At 66.3% G+C, this 21724-nt stretch carries 25 protein-coding genes; 16 read left to right on the forward strand and 9 right to left on the reverse strand.

The genetic code is table 11. The annotated features are described in order from the left end of the window. The first annotated feature begins 173 nt into the window (after positions 1-173). On the forward strand, positions 174-947 hold the full coding sequence (locus CHB77_RS06980) for a VPLPA-CTERM sorting domain-containing protein (protein ID WP_207303018.1): 774 nt from the start codon (positions 174-176) through the stop codon (positions 945-947). Between the two features lie 76 nt (positions 948-1023). On the opposite strand, the gene leuC is transcribed toward CHB77_RS06980, so the two are convergent. After that, the gene (gene leuC, locus CHB77_RS06985) at positions 1024-2439 is read right to left on the reverse strand and encodes a 3-isopropylmalate dehydratase large subunit (RefSeq protein WP_089387619.1); all 1416 of its coding nucleotides are present in this window, start codon (positions 2437-2439) and stop codon (positions 1024-1026) included. A 239-nt stretch (positions 2440-2678) separates the two neighbouring features. On the opposite strand from leuC, the gene CHB77_RS06990 reads away from it, so the two are divergent. The 3 genes from CHB77_RS06990 to rlmH all read left to right on the forward strand — a co-directional run bounded on the left by CHB77_RS06990 (position 2679) and on the right by rlmH (position 5015). Continuing rightward, positions 2679-4034, forward strand: a complete 1356-nt coding sequence (locus CHB77_RS06990) for a mechanosensitive ion channel family protein (protein ID WP_089387455.1) — start codon at positions 2679-2681, stop codon at positions 4032-4034. Positions 4035-4135: 101 nt separating this feature from the next. Further along, positions 4136-4534 (forward strand): ribosome silencing factor, encoded by a 399-nt coding sequence (gene rsfS / locus CHB77_RS06995; protein WP_089387456.1) that lies wholly within the window; start codon positions 4136-4138, stop codon positions 4532-4534. Positions 4535-4547: 13 nt separating this feature from the next. Next, positions 4548-5015, forward strand: a complete 468-nt coding sequence (gene rlmH / locus CHB77_RS07000) for a 23S rRNA (pseudouridine(1915)-N(3))-methyltransferase RlmH (protein ID WP_089387457.1) — start codon at positions 4548-4550, stop codon at positions 5013-5015. Between the two features lie 98 nt (positions 5016-5113). Here the strand turns inward: rlmH and CHB77_RS07005 are convergent, their stop codons facing one another. The 5 genes from CHB77_RS07005 to CHB77_RS07025 form a co-directional block, all read right to left on the reverse strand. Next, positions 5114-6220, reverse strand: coding sequence for a site-specific DNA-methyltransferase (locus CHB77_RS07005; protein ID WP_089387620.1), 1107 nt, complete (start codon positions 6218-6220; stop codon positions 5114-5116). 114 nt (positions 6221-6334) lie between these two features. After that, positions 6335-6967, reverse strand: coding sequence for a ribonuclease HII (locus tag CHB77_RS07010; protein WP_089387458.1), 633 nt, complete (start codon positions 6965-6967; stop codon positions 6335-6337). Then, entirely contained in the window at positions 6964-7443 is a 480-nt protein-coding gene (locus CHB77_RS07015; protein ID WP_089387459.1) for an ureidoglycolate lyase, read from the reverse strand. The genes CHB77_RS07010 and CHB77_RS07015 overlap by 4 nt, the downstream gene beginning before the upstream one ends. Positions 7444-7464: 21 nt before the next feature. Next, on the reverse strand, positions 7465-9159 hold the full coding sequence (locus CHB77_RS07020; protein ID WP_089387460.1) for a glycosyl transferase family 90: 1695 nt from the start codon (positions 9157-9159) through the stop codon (positions 7465-7467). 7 nt (positions 9160-9166) lie between these two features. Next, positions 9167-10369, reverse strand: coding sequence for an MFS transporter (locus tag CHB77_RS07025; protein ID WP_089387461.1), 1203 nt, complete (start codon positions 10367-10369; stop codon positions 9167-9169). A gap of 199 nt (positions 10370-10568) precedes the next feature. Between CHB77_RS07025 and CHB77_RS07030 the strand changes: the two genes are divergently transcribed. Beyond that, positions 10569-11324, forward strand: a complete 756-nt coding sequence (locus tag CHB77_RS07030) for a histidine utilization transcriptional repressor HutC (RefSeq protein ID WP_089387462.1) — start codon at positions 10569-10571, stop codon at positions 11322-11324. 2 nt (positions 11325-11326) lie between these two features. Here the strand turns inward: CHB77_RS07030 and CHB77_RS07035 are convergent, their stop codons facing one another. Beyond that, on the reverse strand, positions 11327-12592 hold the full coding sequence (locus CHB77_RS07035; RefSeq protein ID WP_089387463.1) for a TRAP transporter large permease subunit: 1266 nt from the start codon (positions 12590-12592) through the stop codon (positions 11327-11329). A gap of 161 nt (positions 12593-12753) precedes the next feature. On the opposite strand from CHB77_RS07035, the gene CHB77_RS07040 reads away from it, so the two are divergent. Further along, positions 12754-14073: a L,D-transpeptidase family protein gene (locus CHB77_RS07040; RefSeq protein WP_089387464.1), complete on the forward strand. Its 1320-nt coding sequence runs from the start codon at positions 12754-12756 to the stop codon at positions 14071-14073. After that, on the forward strand, positions 14070-14828 hold the full coding sequence (locus CHB77_RS07045; RefSeq protein ID WP_242626557.1) for an extensin-like domain-containing protein: 759 nt from the start codon (positions 14070-14072) through the stop codon (positions 14826-14828). The genes CHB77_RS07040 and CHB77_RS07045 overlap by 4 nt, the downstream gene beginning before the upstream one ends. 12 nt (positions 14829-14840) lie before the next feature. Here CHB77_RS07045 and CHB77_RS07050 read toward each other — a convergent pair whose 3' ends face one another. Beyond that, positions 14841-15527: a Crp/Fnr family transcriptional regulator gene (locus tag CHB77_RS07050; RefSeq protein ID WP_242626558.1), complete on the reverse strand. Its 687-nt coding sequence runs from the start codon at positions 15525-15527 to the stop codon at positions 14841-14843. Positions 15528-15687: 160 nt separating this feature from the next. Beyond that, positions 15688-17022: a FliI/YscN family ATPase gene (locus tag CHB77_RS07055; RefSeq protein ID WP_089387466.1), complete on the reverse strand. Its 1335-nt coding sequence runs from the start codon at positions 17020-17022 to the stop codon at positions 15688-15690. 85 nt (positions 17023-17107) lie between these two features. On the opposite strand from CHB77_RS07055, the gene CHB77_RS07060 reads away from it, so the two are divergent. The 9 genes from CHB77_RS07060 to CHB77_RS07100 are packed head-to-tail and all read left to right on the forward strand — an operon-like array spanning position 17108 to position 21704. Further along, positions 17108-17491: a FlgB family protein gene (locus tag CHB77_RS07060; RefSeq protein WP_089387467.1), complete on the forward strand. Its 384-nt coding sequence runs from the start codon at positions 17108-17110 to the stop codon at positions 17489-17491. Beyond that, a complete protein-coding gene (gene flgC / locus CHB77_RS07065) occupies positions 17491-17883 on the forward strand; it encodes a flagellar basal body rod protein FlgC (protein WP_089387468.1) in 393 nt (130 codons plus the stop codon). The genes CHB77_RS07060 and flgC overlap by 1 nt, the downstream gene beginning before the upstream one ends. Positions 17884-17894: 11 nt before the next feature. After that, positions 17895-18179: a flagellar hook-basal body complex protein FliE gene (fliE, locus tag CHB77_RS07070; protein ID WP_089387469.1), complete on the forward strand. Its 285-nt coding sequence runs from the start codon at positions 17895-17897 to the stop codon at positions 18177-18179. A 3-nt stretch (positions 18180-18182) separates the two neighbouring features. Further along, positions 18183-18449 carry a flagellar biosynthetic protein FliQ gene (locus CHB77_RS07075; RefSeq protein WP_089387470.1) on the forward strand — a complete coding sequence of 89 codons (267 nt, stop codon included), beginning with the start codon at positions 18183-18185 and terminating at the stop codon, positions 18447-18449. Between the two features lie 3 nt (positions 18450-18452). Then, on the forward strand, positions 18453-19169 hold the full coding sequence (locus CHB77_RS07080) for a flagellar hook-basal body complex protein (RefSeq protein WP_089387471.1): 717 nt from the start codon (positions 18453-18455) through the stop codon (positions 19167-19169). Positions 19170-19180: 11 nt separating this feature from the next. Continuing rightward, entirely contained in the window at positions 19181-19966 is a 786-nt protein-coding gene (gene flgG, locus CHB77_RS07085; RefSeq protein ID WP_089387472.1) for a flagellar basal-body rod protein FlgG, read from the forward strand. After that, a complete protein-coding gene (gene flgA / locus CHB77_RS07090; RefSeq protein ID WP_089387473.1) occupies positions 19966-20379 on the forward strand; it encodes a flagellar basal body P-ring formation chaperone FlgA in 414 nt (137 codons plus the stop codon). Before flgG ends, flgA begins: the two co-directional genes overlap by 1 nt. An 18-nt stretch (positions 20380-20397) precedes the next feature. After that, positions 20398-21123, forward strand: coding sequence for a flagellar basal body L-ring protein FlgH (gene flgH, locus CHB77_RS07095; protein WP_089387474.1), 726 nt, complete (start codon positions 20398-20400; stop codon positions 21121-21123). A gap of 8 nt (positions 21124-21131) precedes the next feature. Continuing rightward, positions 21132-21704 carry a hypothetical protein gene (locus CHB77_RS07100; RefSeq protein WP_089387622.1) on the forward strand — a complete coding sequence of 191 codons (573 nt, stop codon included), beginning with the start codon at positions 21132-21134 and terminating at the stop codon, positions 21702-21704. The last annotated feature ends 20 nt before the right edge of the window (positions 21705-21724 follow it).

The following is a 21724-nucleotide window of genomic DNA, read 5'->3' on the forward strand; positions in this document are numbered from 1 at the left end:
GCGATGATTGAGAAAGATGATTTACATCTTCTTATTTAACCGCCTGATCTGGTTGTCAAGTTGAGTATCGAACATCGCCCCGGATAAACTTATTGCGAGCGAAAAAAATCGGGTGCAATATGGTTTCGCGATCACTTTTGCGCGTTTCAATGCAGTAACAAGGGAAAATGGTAATGATGATGTCCAAGCTTCGTTTGGTGGCGCTGTCCCTGGCGGGGGCGGCCTTTGTCGGATCGGCGGCGTCGGCGGCGGTCGTTCGTGTGGATCAGGCCAATTTCAAACCGTCGGCCGGTTTGATTACCTTCAGCGAGTTCGCCTTGGGGGCCGTCAACCCGACCTACAACCCGGCCGATTACGGTGGCGGCGCAGGGGCGCCGACGGTCACGTTCGACGGGTGGTTTCTGGGCCAGTCGCTCAGCCTGGATCCCGCTGCGGACTGTCCGGGCGGGGTGCCGTCGGCCTGCGTGGTCGGCACACCGAACGCCGGGCTGTCGCTGGATCCCAATGCACCCGACACGTTCATCACCAGTGACAGTGCGGCACCGAATTCGCCGGTCCTGTCCGGCTCTCCGCTGTTCAACGGCACGGTCGCGGTCCTGTTCGACACCGATCAGTTCGGCGTCGGCTTCGACGCGGGCTTTTTCGACAACTTCGGCTCTCTTGGCCTTACGGCCTTCAACCGCAACGGCGACCTGCTGGGCACGGTCAGCAACGTGGGATTGGGAATCGAATTCCTGGGTCTGGTGTCCGACGCCGCCGATATCGCCGGCGTCCTGTTCAGCCTGACCGGAGTCGAAGGCGCGGGCTTTGCCATCGACAGCCTGCGCTTTGGAGAGCGGGGCGACATCATCGTCGATCCGTCCCCCGTTCCGCTGCCTGCGGCAGGATGGCTGCTGGTCGCCAGCATGGGCGGAATGGCCGCCCTGCGCCGCCGCCGCAACCCCTGACGCCTTTTGATCGTGATGCCCACCCCGGCCACCGGGGCGGGCATTTTCATGGGTCGCGCCCGGACCAGTCCCTGGATCAGGCCGAGGCAGAGGCCATGTCCCGCACATCGACCAGATGCCCCGCAACCCCCGCCGCCGCCGCCATCGCGGGCGACATCAGGTGCGTGCGGCCCTTGTAGCCCTGGCGGCCCTCGAAATTGCGGTTGCTGGTGGCGGCGCAGCGTTCGCCGGGTGCCAGTTGGTCGGGATTCATGCCCAGGCACATCGAACATCCCGCCAGGCGCCATTCGAAGCCCGCGTCCTTGAAGATCTGATCCAGCCCTTCCTCCTCGGCCTGCGCGCGCACCAGGCCCGATCCCGGCACGACCATGCCGCGCACGCCCGGCGCCAGCTTGCGACCGCGCAGGATATGGGCCGCGGCGCGCAGATCCTCGATCCGGCCATTGGTGCAGGATCCGATGAACACCGCATCGATGGCGATGCCCGTCAAGGGCGTCCCGGCGGTCAGTCCCATGTAGTCCAGAGACCGCCGCGCGGATTCGACCTTGCCGCCGGCAAAGTCCTCGGGGGCGGGGACGGATGCCGTGATGGGCAGCGCGTCCTCGGGCGAGGTGCCCCAGGTCACGGTGGGGGCAATGTCGTCGCCGCGCAGGGTGACGACCTTGTCCCAGTGGGCGTCATCGTCGGAAAACAGCGTCCGCCACCACGAAACGGCGGCTTCCCATTGGGCGCCTTTGGGCGCATGGGGGCGGCCCTTGACGTAATCGAAGGTCGTCTGGTCGGGCGCGATCAGGCCCGCGCGGGCGCCGCCCTCGATGGCCATGTTGCAGATGGTCATGCGGCCTTCCATCGACAGGCCCCGGATCGCCTCGCCGCAGTATTCAATGACATGGCCGGTGCCGCCCGCCGTACCGGTCTTGCCGATGATCGCCAGCACCACGTCTTTGGCGGTGACGCCGGGGGCAAGGCGGCCCGTCACCTCGACCTTCATGTTCCTGGATTTCTTCTGGATCAGCGTCTGAGTCGCCAGCACATGTTCCACCTCACTGGTGCCGATGCCGTGGGCAAGCGCCCCGAAAGCACCGTGGGTCGAGGTATGGCTGTCGCCGCAGACCACGGTCATGCCGGGCAGGGTCCAGCCCTGTTCGGGGCCGATGATATGCACGATGCCCTGGCGGATGTCGTTGACCGGATAATAATGCACACCGAACTCGCGGGCGTTCCTGTCCAGCGCATCGACCTGGATGCGCGATTCCTGGTTGTCGATGCCCTGTTCGCGGTCCCAGGTGGTCGGCACGTTGTGGTCGGGCACGGCGATGGTGCGGTCGGGGGCGTGGACGGTGCGGCCGGTCATCCGCAGACCCTCGAAGGCCTGCGGGCTGGTGACTTCGTGGACCAGATGGCGGTCGATATACAGAAGGCAGGTGCCGTCGGGCTGCTGGTCAACCACATGGGCATCCCAGATCTTGTCGTAAAGCGTCCGCGCGGACACGGGCCTGGCTTCGGTGTTCATGGCTGAGGGGCTTTCGGCTGTGATGCGTGACGGTGGCGGAAACGGCTGCGGCGGAACCGCAGCCCGTCACAGTCGCGCCGTCACGCCGCGCGTTTCGCCAAAGAACCGCGAGGGCAGGCGGGCGCGGTCATGGATGTCGAAATAGATGAACCCGGACATGGCCGATCTTTTATGCGCCTTTTGGCGTTGTGGCAAGATTCGGCTCAGCAGGAGGAACGATGGAGCCTGTCGGTCCCAATGTCGTGGATGCTGCCCAGGGGTTGTGGTCGCGCATCGCCTTGTTCGTCGAGATCATGGTTCTGCCCACCAGGCTGACCCAGCTGGCCGCCATCATCGGGCTGATGCTGCTGTCCTGGCTGTCGGGCAGGCTGGCGTCGCGGTTCTGGAACACCTGGCTGCGGGCGCGCGAGCATTGGCCGAAATGGCGCCTGCGGCTGGGAATACTGGTCGCACGCAGACTGGGCCTGATGATCTTTGTGCTGCTGGCATGGTCCGTCGTCTTCGTGATGAGAGAGATCACCTGGCCGTCGCGCAGCGCGCTGATCGCGCTGGCGGCCTCTATCGCCACCGCGTGGCTGGTGATCTTTTTCGTGGCGCGCCTGATCGCCAACCGCCTGTTGCGCCGCATCGTCAGCTGGGGCGCCTGGATCTGGGTGACGCTGTTCCTGCTGCAACTGACCGACCCGGCGGGCGATTTCCTGGACAGCATCGCCATCACCGTTGGCCAGTTGCGCCTGTCCGCGTTGACGGTGCTGAAGGCCCTTGTGGTGACGGGGCTGATGATCGGGGGCGCGCGGCTGCTGTCGCGGCTGATTACCGGCAGGCTGGCGCAGAACCAGGACATATCCCCCACCATGCGGGTGCTGACCGCAAAGCTGTTGCAGATCGTGCTGTTCAGCCTTGCCATCATCGTCGGGCTGAAGGCCGTGGGGTTCGACCTGACCGGGCTGGCGGTCTTTTCGGGCGCGGTCGGCGTGGGCCTGGGCTTCGGCCTGCAAAAGGTCGTGTCGAACCTCGTGTCCGGGGTCATCATCCTGCTGGACAAGTCGGTCAAGCCCGGCGATGTCATCAGCCTGGGCGACACCTTCGGCTGGATCGAGGAACTGGGCGCCCGCTATGTCAGCGTGGTCACGCGCGACGGCAAGGAATACCTTATCCCGAACGAGGATCTGGTGACGGGCCAGGTGGTCAACTGGTCGCACACCAACAGCTTCGTGCGGCTGGATCTGACCTTTGGCGCGTCCTATGACGACGATCCCCACCAGGTCAGCGCCATCGCCATTGCCGCCGTCAAGACTGTCAAGCGTGTCCTGACCCACCGGCAGGCCGTCTGCTGGGTCACGGGGTTCGGCGACAGTTCCATCGACTATGTGCTGCGCTTCTGGATCGACGATGCCGCGGGCGGGCTGACCAACGTGCGCGGGCAGGTCTATCTGGCGCTGTGGGACGCGTTCAAGGAAAACGGGATCACCCTGCCCTTTCCGCAGCGCGAGGTGCGGCTTGTCAATCCGTCGCTGCGGGTCCAGACGGGCAATCCGCCGACGGACGGCACGGATTCGGGCGGCGATCATTGAGATGGCCCGAAAAGATGCTATCTTTGGGCCATCCCCTGCGCCGGGGGCGATCGGCGCGCTGACCGGAGGATATAACCCTGTCACAAGACGTCTCGTCGGCCATGGGGCCGGCTGCGACCGCCAGCGGTCATGATCTGACCAGCGACCAGATCCTTGACCGCATCCTGTCCTCGCTTGACGACGACAAGGCCGAGGATGTCGTGACGATCGACCTGCGCGGACGGTCGGCCATGGCCGATCACATGGTGATCGCATCGGGCCGCAGCGCGCGCCAGGTGGCCGCCATCGCCGAAAAGCTGGCCGAACGCATGAAGCAGATCACCGGCCGTTCCCCCCGGATCGAAGGCAAGGACACCGGCGATTGGGTGCTGATCGACACCGACGACGTGATCGTCCACGTCTTCCGCCCCGAAGTGCGGGAATTCTATCAGCTTGAAAAGATGTGGATGCCCGCCGACGCCCTGAGCCGCGCCCGCGATCAGGCCCGCCCGGCGCTGTGATCCCACTCGCCTGATGCGGATCGATATCGCCGCAGTCGGACGGCTGCGCAAAGGCCCCGAATCGGCGATGGTGGACGACTATCTCGACCGCTTCGCCAAGGCCGGGCGCAGCCTTGGCCTGCCCAGGATCACCATGACCGAGGTCGAGGACAAGCGCGGCGGCGGCATGGCGGCCGAAGCCGAATTGCTGGCGCGCGCGATCCCCGCCGGATCGGTCCTCGTCCTGATGGACGAACGCGGCGAACAGCCGACCTCGCCCGATTTCGCCCTGCGGCTGGCGGGCTGGCGCGACGGCGCGCGCGACGTCTGCTTCGTGATCGGCGGCGCGGACGGGTTGGATGCGTCGCTGCGGGCGCGGGCCGACTGGCAGGTCAGCCTGGGCCGGATGGTCTGGCCGCACATGCTGGTCCGGGTGATGCTGGCCGAACAGCTTTATCGCGCGGCCACGATCCTGGCGGGGGCGCCCTATCACCGGGAATGACAGGATCGTCGTCGAAAAAGCCCCGCCATGCGGACATGGCGGGGCAAGTCGGGTCCCCCATATGGCGGCAGCCGGGGGAACCAGGCGAACCGTGAAGATCAGTTGGGACGGGCCGGATCGCCCTCCATCTCGGCCCGGATCTGTTGGCGCAGGATGTCGATGGGAATCATCTTGCCCTCGCGCTTGTAACACCAATAGGTCCAGCCGTTGCAGCTTGGGGCGCCTTCCAGGGCGGCGCCGACCTGATGGATGGAACCTTTGACATCGTTGCCGATCAGGCTGCCATCGGCACGGACCTTGGCCTTGTGGCGGTTGTTCATGGAAAACAGCTCCTCGCCCGGTCGCAGCATTCCCCGCTCGACAACCTGGCCGAACGGGATGCGGGGTTCGGCCCGCTTGGCGCGGGTGGTGACCAGCGCCTCGGCGTCCAGCCGACGGATGCGCGAGATGCGCTTTTCGGCGACGGTGCGATAAGGCTCCTCGCGCTCGATCCCGATGAAATCGCGGCCCAGCATCTTGGCGACCGCGCCGGTCGTGCCGGTGCCGAAGAACGGGTCCAGCACCACGTCGCCGGGATTGGTCGTGCCGACGATGACGCGGTGCAACAGCGATTCGGGCTTTTGCGTCGGATGGGCCTTGTCGCCCGCCGCATCCTTCAGCCGCTCGCCGCCGTTGCAGATGGGCAGCACCCAGTCCGACCGCATCTGCACGCCCTCGTTCAGCGATTTCAGCGCCTCGTAGTTGAAGGTGTATTTCGACGATTCCGATTTCGCGGCCCAGATCAGGGTTTCATGGGCGTTGGTCAGCCGCTTGCCGCGAAAGTTCGGCATCGGATTCGCCTTGCGCCAGATCACGTCGTTCATGATCCAGAAACCCTGGTTCTGGATCTCGGCCCCGACGCGGAAGATGTTGTGATAGCTGCCGATGACCCAGATCGCGCCGTCGGGTTTCAGCAGGCGGCGCGCGGCGGCCAGCCAGTCGCGCGTGAAGGCATCATACGAGGCGAACCCGGAAAACTGGTCCCAATGGTCATCGACCGCATCGACCTTGGAATGGTCGGGCCGATGCAGGTCGCCGCGCAGTTGCAGGTTATAGGGCGGGTCGGCAAAGATCAGGTCCACGCTGGCTTCGGGCAGCGCGTTCATCGCCTCGATGCAATCGCCGGCCAGAATCTGGTTCCGGGGTAACGGTCGCGCGGCTGCCATGCGCTGATCCTTGGTTTTCGTCATCTTCGCCTCGGGGAATGTGCCGGCTTTGTGCCGGTCTGGTATCCGCCCAAGATGATTCAGACCCGATTCGGCGTCAATTTCTTTTTTGAATCAAGGGTTTGTTCTGACGTCTTTACACAAGATATTGTGGACCGGCGCGAACGAACGCCTATGATAAGGGGTGACGCCCAAATCTAGCATGGCGTTGCGATGGGTCAGAGTGCCATAGCCCGCATTCGACTCCCACCCGTAACCGGGATGTTGTTGCGCCAAATCCACCATCAGCCGGTCACGCGCCACCTTGGCCAGAATGGATGCGGCGGCAATCGTGACGCAACGGGCGTCGCCCGACACGATCGCCTCGGCCGGACAGGGCAGGCCGCGGGGAACGCGGTTGCCATCGATCAGGGCATGGCACGGCGGGGTTCGCAGCCCCGCGACCGCCAGACGCATTGCCAGATGCGATGCCTGAAGGATGTTCAGCCGGTCGATCTCCTCGACCCCGACATGGACGATGCAATGGTCGCAATGGGCGGCCAGCCATGCGGCCAGGGCTTCGCGCCGTTTCGCCGTCAGCTTCTTGGAATCGTTCAGGCCATCGGGAATGGCGTCGGGATCCAGCACCACGGCTGCGGCGGTGACGGGACCGGCCAGGGGGCCGCGCCCGACCTCGTCCACGCCCGCGACGCGGCGGGCGCCACGGGCCAGGGCGCCTCGTTCGACGCTGAAATCGGGCAGGATCATGCGGTGATCGTCACGGATGCGATCGTCACTTCCTCAAGGTTCGTACCCTCGCCCTCTCGGTCAACGACCAGGAAATCGGCCGGATTGTCCAGCGGCGTCAGCACGCCGTGCCAGACCCCGGCCCGCAGATTCACGCCGGTGCCCGCAGGCACCAGAAAGGCGCGCGGCGTTCCCGGCTTGCCCTTGTCATCCGGCGCCACGACCGACAGCCAGGCATCCGGCCCCAGCGGCATGAAGGCCTGGCTGCCCAGCGGGTGCCGTTCCAGCAGCGTGCAGTCATAAGGCAGGCTGACGGCCTGGGACCGGAACAGGGAAATGATCGCCTCGCCCCCTGCCCGTTCCACGGTGGCCAGCGCATGGTGGCGTTCGCAGCGGCCTGCGTTAATCATGCGGTCGGGCGTGGCGCGCGGGGTCAGAACATCGCCAAAAGGGGCAAAGGCGTCGGCGGTCAGGGGTTCGATGCGGATCGTGGTCATGGGGTCCTCCTGCCGTTTGGCTTAACCCGCCGCCGCCAGCCCGTCGAGGATCCGTTCCAGGATCGCCCGGCGCGTGGCGGGCTTGCGCAGCAACGCAGCCTCGGCCCGCGCCGCCGCGGACATCGCCTTGCACGCCTGGGGATTGTCGCGCGCCCAGGCCAGCTTTTCGGCGATGTCGGCACAATGGCGTTCCAGCGGGACATAGTGTTTCCACGGTTGGAAGCGGCCGGAATAGAACACCTCCCACCCATCGTCCACGGCCAGCAGCACGGACTGGCTGTCGATGGCGCCGATGAAGTTCGACCCGTGATCGTATCCCGTAAGGCATAGCCGGTAACGGAAACGATGGAAAAAGGCGCGGTCGCGGCGCGGCTTGCAGTAAGGCGCCAGAAACGGATCCTGGGCCAACGCGCGAAAACCCCAGGCCATGACCACGCCCAGGTCGAAATCCGGATGCCCCCACCACCGGCGCACAAAGGCCAGCCGGTTGGTGTTGCACAGCCGATCCCACGCCCCCTGGCGCGCGGCGTCGTCCGCCGCATCGGCAAGTTGGCGCAGGAACACATGCGAGGCCGGGCCGGGTTTGATGTCGCCCGTCATCACGCTGCCCGAGATCATGCCGCGCCAGACGACCCGGTCCAGCTTTTCCTCCCATGGGATCGGATCGGGGGCCGCATCGTCGAAACCCGGCAACCCGATGGAATGCTGATCGGGCAGCGGCCACAGAACCGCGTTCCGGGCGCCCATCCGGCGGTTGTGGCACAGGGTCGGCGCAGACAGGGGTTCACCCTGCGGCGATCCGAACCACCGCGAATCCTCCATGTCGATGCGCAGCGGCTGGGCACGGCCAAGGCGCAGCACGTCGTTGATGACGCCTTCGGCCCGGATCAGCTTGAAATGCCGGTCGGGGGCGGACACGGCCACGCCCCCCTGGACCGTGATGCGCCGCTGGTCGCCTTTGCGGTCTGTCACACGCCCCGCGCCATCCCATGCGGAAAAATATTCCGAAAGACCGCCATCCTCTTTCCCGGTGCCGCCCAGCCCCCGCAGGCAAAAGGCCGCGATGTCGTCGGCATCGTCGGCATCGACCCTCTCGACCGCAGGTCTGCACCGCGCCCGCGCCCGATCGGCAGGCTGGGTGGCGGCGCCTTGGGCGAACCAGGCCTGCGATCCGGAACCGGGCGGCATCAACCCCAGCCGTGCGGCCAGATCGGCAGGCGTTTCGCGGTCCAGATCGACACGGATCAGGCGGGGATCGTCGCCAAAGAACGTTTCGACCGCCGCCAGATGACCATGCCAGTCAGCCGTCCACAGGCCGGGAAGGTCGGCCGGGTCGCAGCCCCGGTGGTGGGCATGGCAGCGCAGGACGGCCCCGCCGTCGCGGGTCAGCCGGTCGAGGATCCAGTCCTCGGGACGGCGCAGGGTCAGGATGAAGCGCGCCTGCGGGAAACGCCCGGAAAGCCAGCCGAAATGCCGCCATGCCTGCAACGGCGGGCGCCAGTGCGGGACGTGGCGGTAAAGGCCCGCGAACAGCGCGGCGTCCGGCCAACGGGACAACGGTTCCCCGCCGCTGGCCTTGGCGAACAGCATCGTCTCGGCCAGTCGTCCGGCGTCGTGGCAGACGGCAGGGTGGCCGCTTTGATTGAACAGGGCGGCCAGCCGTTCCTCTCCGCAGCCATCGGGGCTGATGTGGAAGAACAGCGGCCCGCCGGTCATGGCGCCGTCATCCGGCAATCAACCGGCCCGGTCGCGGCAGGAAGATCGTCAGGATCCCCAGGACCGGCAGGAACGAACACAGCAGAAACACCGCCTCGATCCCGCGCGCATCGGCCAGCACACCCAGAGCGGCGGCGGCGATGCCGCCCATGCCGAAGGAAAAGCCGAAGAACAGCCCCGCAATGGTGCCGGTGCGGCCTGGCACAAGCTCTTGCGCAAAGACCACAATGGCCGGGAACGCGGATGCCAGGATCAACCCGATGACGACCGCCAGAACCCCGGTCGCGACCAGCCCGACATGGGGCAGCAGCAGCGTGAAGGGCAGCACGCCCAGAATGGAAAACCAGATGACCCGCAACGGCCCGATCCGGTCGCCCACGATCCCGCCCAGGATGACGCCCCCGGCCATGCCGCCCAGAAACAGGAACAGCATGATCTGCGCGCCCTGCGGCCCCAGGCCGAACTTCTCGATCGTGAAGAAGGTGAAATAACTGCTCATCGAGGCGGTATAGATGTTCTTCGTGAAGGTCAGGATGGCCAGCACGGCGATTGCCCTTGTCACGATGCTGCGGGGCAGGCGCAGGGCCGTGTCGGACCGCGCGGTAGCGGCGCGGCGGCGCCCTTCGGCCCAGGCGCCGACCTGCCATAGCAACGTCGCGCCCAGGGCGGCCGCGACCGCAAACCACGCGACCGCCGGGCGGCCCAGCGGCACGACGATGAAAGCCGCCAGCAGGGGGCCAAGCGACTGCCCGAAATTGCCGCCCATCTGGAACAGCGACTGCGCGGTCCCGAACCGTCCGCCCGACGCCAGCCGCGCCATGCGCGAACTTTCGGGATGAAACACCGCCGACCCGACCCCGATCAGCATGGCCCCCGCCAGCAGCATCTCGTAACGATAGGCAAAGGCCAGCAGCAGCACCCCGCAAAAGGTCGAGGCCATGCCGAAAGGCAGCGACCGCGGCTGGGGATGCCTGTCGGTCGCCATGCCGATCAACGGTTGCAGCAGCGACGCCGTAACCTGAAAGGCAAAGGTCATCACGCCGATCTGGGCGTATGTCAGCGAAAATTCGACCCGCAGCAGCGGATAGATCGCCGCCAGCATCGACTGCATCACGTCGTTTATCATGTGGCACAGGCTGATCGCGGTCAGGATCCCCCAGGCCGTGCCGGTGGCGGCACGGCCGCTGGTCGTCGTGGTGTCGGCGCGCATCGGTCCCCCAACGATTGACTGCACGTCATGCAATAGCAGCCGCGCCGCGCGGCGCAAGCGGCCAGTCGCCGTGCGAACACCGCTTGCGGGCAAGCCCTTGCCGGTCGGGCAGGCCACTGTCGATTTGGACAGCTTCCTTTTGCGTCAACGGTTCCCGACATTAGGCAGGTTCTATGTTCCCAGTTTATAAAGTAAAAAAATGGCAAAGATTTCCGGAAACCTTGTCCGGTCGCTGCGCGCTTCGGGCGCGGCAGGCGGGGGCCGACGCATGAATACCTGGCAATCGGTCCGTGCCGACGTCCTGGAACGGATCCGCACCCGCGAATGGCCGCCGGGCGAACTGATCCCCACCGAACAGGAGCTGGCGGCCAGCCTTGGCTGCGCCCGTGCAACCGTGAACCGTGCGCTGCGCGAACTGGCCGACAGCGGCATCATCGAACGCAGGCGCAAGGTCGGCACGCGCGTCGCGGCCACCTCGGCCCGGCGCACGGTGCTGGACATGCCCGCCATGCGCACCGAGATCGAGGGGATGGGCGCGCGCTATGCCTATGCCCTGGTCAGCTTCAATGCCCATCTGCCCTCGGAAGCCGCGGCCCGTGCCCTGCAAGTGTCGGCGGACGAGGATCTGTTGCTGGTAACAGTGACCTACAGCGCGGACGGCCATCCCCATTGCTGCGAATCGATCTGGCTGAACACCCGCCTTTTGCCGCCCGTGACACGCGCGGATGTCGAACGGCAATCGCCGCATGAATGGCTGGCAAGCAAGGTGGCCCTGACGCACGGACGGTTTTCGATCCTGGCCGATGCCGCCAAGGGCGATTGCGCGCGTCATCTGGGGATCGCCGAAGGCACGCCGGTCCTGACGATCGAACGCATCAACTGGAACGACACGACCCCGGTGTCCTTCGCCCGCCAGTTCTATCCCCCCCAGCACCGGCTGGTGTCCGAGGACTGAGCCTATCGCACCGTCCACACCAGGGCCGGAAACAGGATCAGCGCCGCCAAGACCAGAAGGTCCAGAAACAGGAAACGGCCGACGCCCGCAAAGATCGCGGCCGGCCGCACCGTCCCGACCGCCGTGCCGATCACGATGACCGTCAGGCCCAGCGGCGGCAGGATCAGCGCGATCTCGACCAGCTTGACCAGCACGATGCCGGCCCAGACGGCCTCAAGGCCCCAGGCCGTCGCCAGAGCCAGCCCGAACGGCAGGGCCAGGACCAGCATCGCCACAGGCTCGACCGCCAGGCCCAGGGCCACGCAGGCCACGCCCAAAAGGGCAAAGGCCAACGGCATGGGCAGGGTTGCGGCGGCCCAGTCCGCGACGGCTGCCGGAAGCCCGGTGATGTCCATGAACAGCAGGAACAGCCGCCCCGCGACCAGGATCAGCAGGATCGAGGCCGTTTGGCGCAGCGCGTCGCGCAGGCCCGCCCACAGCGTTTCGGGCGTCAGGCGGTGCTGGATCAGGCCGAACCCCAGCGTCAGTCCCAGACAGATCGCCACGGCCGCAACCGGCGACAGCAGACCGGACGCGATGCCGCCCACAAGGATGGCAAACAGGATCGGCGCGGGCCACACCGCCTGCATGGCGGCCCCCGGCCCCATGGCCAGCGGCGGCGGCACGGGTGCCGCAGCGGGATCGTGCCAGACCCACCACAGCACGACTGCGGCCATTCCCGCCAGCGACAGCACGGCAGGCAGCAACCCGGCCAGGAACATCGTGGCCACCGGCGTCCCCGACAGCAGTCCCCAGACGATCAGCAGCATCGACGGCGGCAGCAGCGCCCCCAGCGTGCCGCCCATGGCGACCGATGCCCCCGCCAGACGCGGATCGTATCCCGCGCGCAGCATGTCCGGGACGGCGATGCGCGACAGGGTGGCGGCGCAGCCCAGCGACGACCCCGCCGTTGCGGAAAACCCCGCGCAGCCGCCGATCGCGGCCAAGGCCAGCCCGCCCCGCCAGCCTTGCAGGATCACAGCGGCCGCGTCGTGGACACGCGTGGCAAAGCCCGCGTAAAAGGCGACGTTTCCCAGAAACAGAACCAGCGGCACCAGGGCCAGATCAGGCGCGGTCAGCAGGCCGGACAGCGGATCAAGGGCCTGGTCAAGGCTGCCCGACAGCGCCAGCCCGGCCAGACCCGCCAGCATCAGCGACAGGGCGATCGGCATTCGCAGGGCAGTCAGCGCGATCACCGCGACCATGGCGGCAAGGCCGGTGATCCCCATTCCGTCGCCTGTCACCCTGTCCCCGAATATGCTGACCCGCTGGCAGGCTAGTCCGGGCAACCGGCGAACTCAAACGGGAATTGACCGGAATGTGACCGGCGGTCTATCTGGCGCTTCCACGAAAGACCCCCGATGCTGCGCCTGTCCCGACGGAGAGTTTGATGCCGCGCCTTGCCCGATTCCCTCTTGTGCTGATGCTGGCATCAGTGACCGCCCTGCCTGTCGCCGCGCAGACGAACAGGCAATTTCTGGCAGCCGATGTCGAGGCGGCCACCTATGGCGGCGGCGACCTGCCGTCGGGGCGATCGGCGCTGACCACCAAGGTGCAGGTTCTGCTGGATCGGTCGGGTATTTCGCCGGGCGTCATCGACGGCTTCAAGGGCGGCATGAGCCAGAGCGCGATCATGGCCTTTGAACGCCGGTCGGGACTGCCCATCGACGGAGCGATGGATCCGCATGTCTGGAACCTGCTGCAATCCTTTGCCGCCCAGCCCGCCACCCAGGACTATACCATCACGCCGGAAGACGCGCAGGGCCTGGTCGATTCGATCCCGGCCGATTACGCCGAAAAGGCGCAGATGAAGACCCTGGCCCATACCAGCGTGGCGGAACGTCTGGGCGAACGGTTTCACATGGACGAAAAATTCATCGCCTTCCTGAATCCCGGCGTCGATCTGATACCGGGCGCCACCATCAAGGTCATCAATCCCGGTTCCCAAATGCGCGGCACCGTCGCGCGCATCCTGGTCGATGTGAACACCCGGCGCGTGGCCGGGTTCGATGCGAACGGCCAGTTGCTGGTGGATTTCCCGGCCACCATCGGATCGTCCGCCACGCCGTCGCCGTCGGGCAATCACCATGTGGCCACGATCGCGCTGAACCCGAACTATACCTATGATCCCCGAAAGAATTTCCAGCAGGGCGACAACGACAAGCCCCTGGTGGTGCCGCCCGGTCCCAACGGCCCGGTGGGCACGGTCTGGATCGGCCTGTCCAAGCCCAGCTACGGCATCCACGGCACCCCCACGCCGTCGCAGCTGTTCCAAAACCAGTCCATGGGCTGCGTGCGCCTGACCAACTGGGACGCCGAGGAACTGGCCCACATGGTGCGCATCGACGGCACCACGGTCGAATTCCTGCCGGCGGGCGTCACCATCGCCGATGCGACGGGCGTTGCCCCGGCCCCGGCCGCCCCGGCCGAGCCGCTGGCCGTCCCGGATACCGCCGTCCCGGACACGGCCGTCCCGGACGCAACGACCCCCGCACCGCCGGTGGCAACCGCCACGGCCGATCAGCCGCTTGATTACGATCCCCTTGCCGCCACGCCGCAGCCGGTCGAACCGGTCTTCGAAAACACCTCCGAGGAGGAGGCCGATGCCCTGGCCCCGCAGCCCGACCCCCAGGCCGATCCACTGACCGACGCGCTGACGGGCGCCCTGCCCGATGGTTTTGTCGTGCCCCCGGCGGATGTCCAGCCATGAACTGGCTGGGGGCCGTCCTGCTGGCGCTGGGCATGTTCGCAACACCTGCCGCCGCACAGGACCGCCCCCCGGAACGGCCCGATGATATCCGGAAACAGCCCGAGGCGATCCTCGAAGACACATCCAGTCCTGCTGCCGCGATCTTCGGCCCGCCCGCGCCGCCTGCCTGGTGGGCGCTGCGGGAAGCGGATGCCGATTTCGCCGCCTGCACCCAGGCGCTGTCCGGTCTTGGCACGGTCTATTCGCTGGAACAGCCCATCGCCGACGACGCGGATCGCGACTGCGGGATCGCCCGCCCGATCCGGGTGACGCATATCCTGCCCGGCCTGACGCTGGACGGCGGTGCGGTCATGCGCTGCGGCACGGCGCGGTCGCTTGGTCTTTGGGCCCGCGATTTCCTGCGCCCGGCGGCGGCGCTGTTGCCGGGGGCGCCAACGGTCGCCGGCTTGCAACTGGGCACGACCTATGATTGCCGCCCCCGCGTCGGCACGGGCGAGGCGCGGCCCAAACTGTCGGAACACGCGCTTGGGAACGCCATCGACATAGCCGCCATCACGTTCGACGGCGCCGGGCCGCTGACGATCCAGCCGCGCAGGGACACGGGCGATCTGGCCGAGGCATTCCAGAGGACGGTCCGGTCGGCGGGATGCCTGTTCTTCACCACGGTCCTCGGCCCCGGTTCGAACGCGGCGCATGGCGGCCATCTGCATCTGGACGTGGCGGCGCGGCGCGGCGGCTGGCGCCTGTGCCAGTAAGCGGCGCCGCCATCACCGCCGGGTGCGTTCCAGATCCAGATAGAACGGATCGAACCGCGCCAGCAGTGTCAGACCCCTCCAGTCGAGAATGGTGATGTCCGACCCCGACCACCGGATCAGGCCGCGGTCGCGCAGATCCCGGACGGCCCGGTTCACGTGGATCGGGGAATAGCCCAGGATGTCCGCCAGTTCCCGTTGCAGCAAGGGCAACTGGAACTGGCCGTCGGACGCCGCGCCGACGGCGTTCAGCCGCGTATAGATTTCGCACAGCAGGTGGGCCAGGTGGGCACTGGATCGCAGCGACGCCGCAGCGACCAGCCATTGCCGGTGGATCGCCGCGTCGATCAGCGTCGCCATCCACAACAGCCGCGTCAGGTGGGAAAAATTCTCGGTGATTTCGGTCAGTTCGGCGTGGTCGATGAATTCGACCTCGACCGGGCCGACCGCGACGATGGAATGGTCCAGCTTTGCCAGGGCGAAAGCATGAAGATCCACGAAATCGCCTGGAACGTGCAGCGCGGTAATCACGCGGTCATCGGGTCGCCCGACCAGCTGGTTCGACCGCGCCGACAATCCGCGCAGCATCATGCAGCTGCGGCTGGGACTGCTGCCCGCCGGCACGATGACCTCGCCGGCGGCGTAATGGGCATGTTGGGTCGTGAGCGCCCGAAGGCGCGCCAGATCCTGAGGAGCAAGCACGTCACGCCGTTGAAGATAACGGACAAAATATTCGGTTATCGCCAATTCCGTCCATTCCTCTCCAGCGGATGACATTTCGCAAATTGGCCTGTTCCGCGCAATGTGCAGATGTTGCGGCCTAACATTCATCAAGCCAAACCGAACGCTTGCCGACAAGGTTTTAGTTCCGCCCAGCCGGGCGGCCCGGCGCGGGGACGCGCAGCGCGGCGGCAAGCGCGGCAAAGCTGTCCCCGACCCCCTGCGTCCGGCATGTGACCAGATGGTCCAGCTGGGGAAACAGTTTCACGGCCTCGTCCAGCCGCGGGTCCGATCCCGGCGCGTAAAGCCCCGCGCGAATCATCAGTTCGGATTCGGCATAGGCGCCAAGCGCGGCACGGGCCTTGGCGATCATCCGGTTCTCGTCCTCGTTGGCGGCGTCGGGCAGCGATCGGGACACCGACCGCACCACGTCGATAGCCGGAAAACGCCCGCGTTCGGCAATCGTGCGGTCCAGCACCACATGCCCGTCCAGTGTGCCGCGCAGAATGTCGGCCACCGGCTCCTCCATGTCCGACCCCGCCACCAGCACGCTGAAGATGCCGGTGATGTCGCCCATCCCTTCAAGGCCCGGCCCGGATCGTTCGGCCAGCGCCATGATGAGGTTGGACACCGACGGCGGAAAGCCGCGATAGCTGGGGGGTTCGCCCGCGGACAAGGCGATCTCGCGGTGCGCCTCGGCAAAGCGGGTGATCGAATCGGCCAGAAACAGGACATGGCGGCCTTGGTCGCGGAAATGTTCGGCCACCGCCATCGCGGCCCAGGCACAGCGACGCCGGATCAGCGGCGAACGGTCGGAAGTCGCGGCCACGATCACGGCCCGTGCCATTCCCTCTGACCCCAGGGTCTTTTCGACGAACTCGCGCAGTTCGCGGCCCCGTTCGCCGATCATGGCAATGACGACGACATCGGCCTGGACCCCCTTGGCCAGTCCCGACAGCAACGTGGATTTGCCCACACCCGACCCCGCAAACAGGCCGATCCTTTGGCCCCGGACCAAGGGCAGAACGGTGTCGAAAACCGCAAACCCGGTGGCCAGACGCGCACCCAGCCGCTTGCGGCGCACGGCAGACGGTGCCTCGCGGCGATAAGGGTGCGGATCGCGGCCTTGGGGCAGCGGACGGCCATCCAGGGGCTGACCCAGCGGGTCGATGATTCGCCCGATCCAGGCGTCACAGGGCGCGATCATGGGCGCGAACAGCAATTCGACCTCGGCACCCACCGACAACCCTTCGGCATCGCCTTCGGGCAGCACGTCGGCATGGCGCGGGGCCAAGCCCACGATCTCGCCCGCGACATGGCCTTTCTGCAAGGAAATCCGCACCCTGTCCCCGACCGAGGCATGGCTGTTCAGCCCCTCGGTCCGAATCAGACCGGCCTGCATCGAATGGACCCTGCCGAAATGCCGGGTGATGCGCATGTCGGCGATCCGCGCCGCGATGGATGTCGATTGGTCCATGTCCGCCTTCCGTTTTTTCCAGCCGCAAACGGTTTCTAAACGAATCGCGGTTAAGACCGGGTTATCGCCAATGAGGAGAAGCCTCATGTTTGAAAAGATCGAAATGATGCGCATGGCCCGTGCCATGGGCAGCCACGCCAGCCAGCGGCAGATCACCGTCGCCCGCAACATCGCCAATGCCGACACCCCAGGTTTCAAGGCCCAGGATCTGCAACCCTTTGCCGACAGCTATCGCGCGGCATCCGAACCCCTGCGCGCGACCGATGCGCGGCACCTGCAAGTCGCCGACTGGACGGCGTCGTCCCGCCCCGCAACGACCGAAACCGGGGTCTCGCCCAACGGCAATTCCGTGTCGCTGGAGGAGGAGATGCTGAAGGCGGCCGAGGTCAAGCGCAGCTATGACCTGTCGCTGGGCATCTATCGTTCGGCACTGGATCTGGTGCGCACCAGCATCGGCAGGAGGGGATGATGGACAAGCCCATATCCGCCCTGCACCTGTCGGCATCGGGGATGCGCGCGCAAAGCGAACGCCTGCGCCATACGGCCGAAAACGTCGCCAACGCCGACACCCCCGGTTATCGCCGCAAGCTGGTCACGTTCGAGGAGGCGGTCCGCTTTGGCCGCCCCACCGGAGAGGTCGAGGCATCGAAGGTGCGGCTGGACCAGAAGGAACTGCCGCGCCTTTACGATCCCTCGCATCCCCTGGCCGACAAGGAAGGCTATTACCTGGGATCCAACGTCGATCTGGTGATCGAGATCGCCGATTCCCGCGAGGCGGGCCGCAGCTATGAGGCCAACCTGAAAATGTTCGAGCAGACGCGCCAGATGGGTGCGTCGCTTCTGGAACTTCTGCGCCGCTAGAAAGGCCCGCCATGTTGACAAGCTTGAATGCCGCCAATGCCTATTCCGCCGCCAAGGGTGCCGTGGCGCCCGGCCAGCCAGCCCCAGCCGTTCAGGCCCTGTCGAACGCCGCCGAGGATTTCGCCGCCGAGATGGGCAAGGTGGATCAGGTCGCGACCGGGACCATGACCGGGCAGATCGAAACCCAACGCCTGGTCCAGACCCTGGCCGAAGCCGAGGTCGCGATGGAAACCGTTGTCGCCATCCGTGACAAGGTAGTCGAAGCCTATCAGGAAATCCTGCGGATGCCGGTGTGATCCATGGATGAAACGCTGCTTTTCGACATGCTGCGCCAAGCCCTGCTGATTTCGGTCCGAATCTCGGCCCCGATGCTGGCGGTGGCGCTGATCGCGGGCGTCGTGATCGGCCTGTTCCAGGCGCTGACCTCGGTTCAGGAAATGACGCTGACCTTCGTGCCCAAGGTCGGGCTGATGCTGGCCGTCTTCTGGGTCACGATGAGCTTCATGACGACCGCGCTGTCCGATTTCTATGTGGGGCAGATCATCCCCCTGATCGCGGGGCGCTGATCCATGGAAAACGCGATCTATGCGACCCTGACGCGTCAGTCTGGCCTGATGGCGGAAATGCGGGTGGTGGCCAACAACATCGCCAACGCCAACACCACCGGCTTTCGCCGCGAGGGCGTGATCTTTGCCGAGCATCTGTCGGCATTGGACCGCAACGGCGATACCCTGTCGATGGCCAATGCCCGCGGGCGGCTGGTCGATCTGGACCAAGGCGTGTTGACCCAGACTGGCGGCAACTACGACCTTGCGATCGAAGGCGACGGGTTCTTTCTGATTGAAACCCCGGACGGCAACCGCCTGACCCGCGCCGGGGTCTTTCTGCCTTCGGCCGAAGGCGAATTGATGACCGCCGACGGATTTCGCCTGCTGGACGAGGGCATGGCGCCGATCATCGTGCCCGCCGGCGCCAGCGGCGTGGCGGTGGGCGCGGACGGCACATTATCCGCGAACGGCGTGGCCTTCGGCAGGATCGGCGTCTTTGCCGCCCCCGAAAACGGGCAGCTGACCTATCAGAGCGGCACGTCCTTCACGACCGACGCCGCCCCCCAGCCGGTGAACGATGCCCGCATCCGGCAGGGCTTCCTCGAGGAATCGAATGTCGATTCCGTGTTCGAGATCACCCGCATGATCGAGGTCCAGCGCGCCTATGAGCTGGGCCAATCCTTCCTTGACCGCGAAGATCAGCGCATCCGCAGCGCGATCACCGGCATGACCCGCTGAAAGGACAACCGATGAGAGCCTTGCAGATCGCCGCCACCGGCATGAGCGCGCAGCAGACCCGTGTCGAGGTCATCTCGAACAACCTGGCCAACATGTCCACCACCGGCTACAACGCCCGGCGCGCGGAATTCGCCGACCTGCACTACCAGCAGGCCATGCGCCCCGGCACGGTGACGGCCGCCGACGGCACGGTCATCCCGGCGGGCGTCCAGCTGGGCCTGGGGGTGCGTCCCACGGCGGTCAGCATCAACCTGCAACAGGGCGCGCTGACCCAGACCGGGGGCGATCTGGATCTGGCCATCGACGGCGACGGCTATATCGAGGTGACTCTGCCGTCCGGCATTTCGGCCTTTACCCGCGACGGCGGCCTCAAGCGGTCCCCGGAGGGGCTGATCGTGACCTCGGACGGCTATCCGGTCGTGCCGGGCATCACCATCCCGGACGACGCGCGCACCATTTCCATCAATGCGGCGGGCGAGGTGTACGCCTATTTCAACGATCAGGTCGAACCCGAGATGCTGGGCCAGCTGACGCTGGCGGGATTTTCCAACGAAAAGGGCCTGGAGGCGATCGGATCGAACCTGTTTCTGGAAACCGCGGCCTCGGGGACGCCGCAGGTGACGACACCAGGGCAGGAGGGGCTGGGGACGCTGCGGCAGGGCTATCTCGAGGACAGTTCGGTCGATTCCGTGCGCGAGATCACCGAACTCATCAAGGCGCAGCGCGGCTATGAACTGAACGCCAAGGTCATCACCGCCGCCGACCAGATGCTGGCGGCCACGACTCAGGTGCGCTGATGCGTTGGCTTGTCTTGGTCCTGGTCCTGTCCCCCTGGCCCGCGCAGGCAGCGGTTCTGGCGGCCGCGCGCACCCTGCCTGCGGGAACGATCATCACGGCGGCGGATCTGCGCGCCGTCGATGGCGACCGGCCCGGCCTGTCCGATCCGTCCGAAGCGATCGGGTTGCAGACGCGCATCACCATTCGCGAAGGGCGCCCCCTTCAGGCCGCGCTGTTGCAGGCGCCCAGACTGATCGCGCGCAACCAGATTCACCCGCTGACCTTCCAACGCGGCCCCCTGCGCATCGTGATCCAGGTTCGTACGCTGTCGGACGGCGCGGCGGGCGACGTGATCCGCGTCATGAACCTCGAATCCCGCACCTCGATCAGCGCCGTCATCCAGCCCGACGGAAGCCTGCTGGCGACGAACTGATCCCACAAAGGACATTCCATGAAACCGACCGCCCTGATCTGCCTTGCCTTGGCCGTTTCGGCCTGCGCGCGCGCCGACCATATCGGCAAGCCTCCCTCGCTGACCTCGCCCCGCAACAGCGAGGAGTTCGTCGCCATGACCAACCCGCCCCTGGAAATCCCGGTCGATTCCGGGCGCCCCGAGGCGGCAGCCTCCCTGTGGGCGGGCACCACGTCGTCGCTTATCAGCGACCGGCGCGCGGCCACGCGGGGCGACATCCTGACCGTGGTGATCGAGATCGACGACGAGGCGCAGATGACCAACACCTCGGGACGCAGCCGCCAGTCGGGCGAAAGCGTCAGCATTCCGCAGATGATCGGCATTCCGCAGCGATTGAACGAAAAGCTGCCCGACGGCGCCAACTTCGACAATCTGGCCGAGGCCGAATCCTCCTCGACCTACAAGGGCAGCGGCAATATCACCCGCCGCGACAAGCTGACCCTGCGCGTCGCCGCCACCGTGATCGACAGCCTGCCGAACGGCACCTTGCAGATCGAAGGCACCCAAGAGGTCCGCGTGAACTTCGAGCTTCGCGAACTGACCGTCAGCGGATTCGTGCGCCCCGCCGACATCGACCGCAGCAACGAGATCGCCTATGATCGGATCGCCGGCGCGCGCATCTCGTACGGCGGACGCGGACAGATCACCGATGTGCAGCAACCCCGTCTCGGTCAGCAGTTGGCCGACGTGATCCTGCCCTATTGAGGTTGGCCATGAAGAAGATCCTGGCTCTGCTGGTTCCGGCCGTGGCTTTGGTCGGCGGCGTCGCGGCGGGCGAGATGCTGCGCCCCGCCCCCAGGGGCGGCGACCAGCAGGCCCCTGCGGTTGCAGAGAGCGGCGATTACGCCGAAGCCGAACCCACCGGCAAGGGCGCCCCTAAGGGCGAATATGCCGAAACCGCATCCGCCGAAGGCGAAGACAAGACAGCCGGCAAGGAGGGGGGCGACTCCGATGCCGCCGGAGCCGAGGGATGGTTCACCTTTCCGAACCAGTTCTTCGTGCCGATGATGCGCAACGGGGATCTGGGCGCGGTGATGATCCTGACCCTGACGCTGGAAACGTCGGGGTCGGATCTGCCTGCCTTGAAACAGCAGGAACACCGTCTGCGCGACGCCCTGTTGCGGGAGTTGATGATCCACGCCAACACGGGCGGATTCGATGGCAACTTCACGGCGGAATCGCGGCTTGCTCCGCTTCGCGCCCGTCTCTTGAAGGCCGCGGAAGCCAGCACCGACCTGCCCGTCAAGGCCGTCCTGATCGAGGATATCGTTCGCCAGGATGGCTGACGGTTGCATCGGACAAGCGG

The sequence above is a fragment of the Paracoccus sediminis genome, assembly GCF_900188295.1.
GTDB lineage: Bacteria > Pseudomonadota > Alphaproteobacteria > Rhodobacterales > Rhodobacteraceae > Paracoccus > Paracoccus sediminis.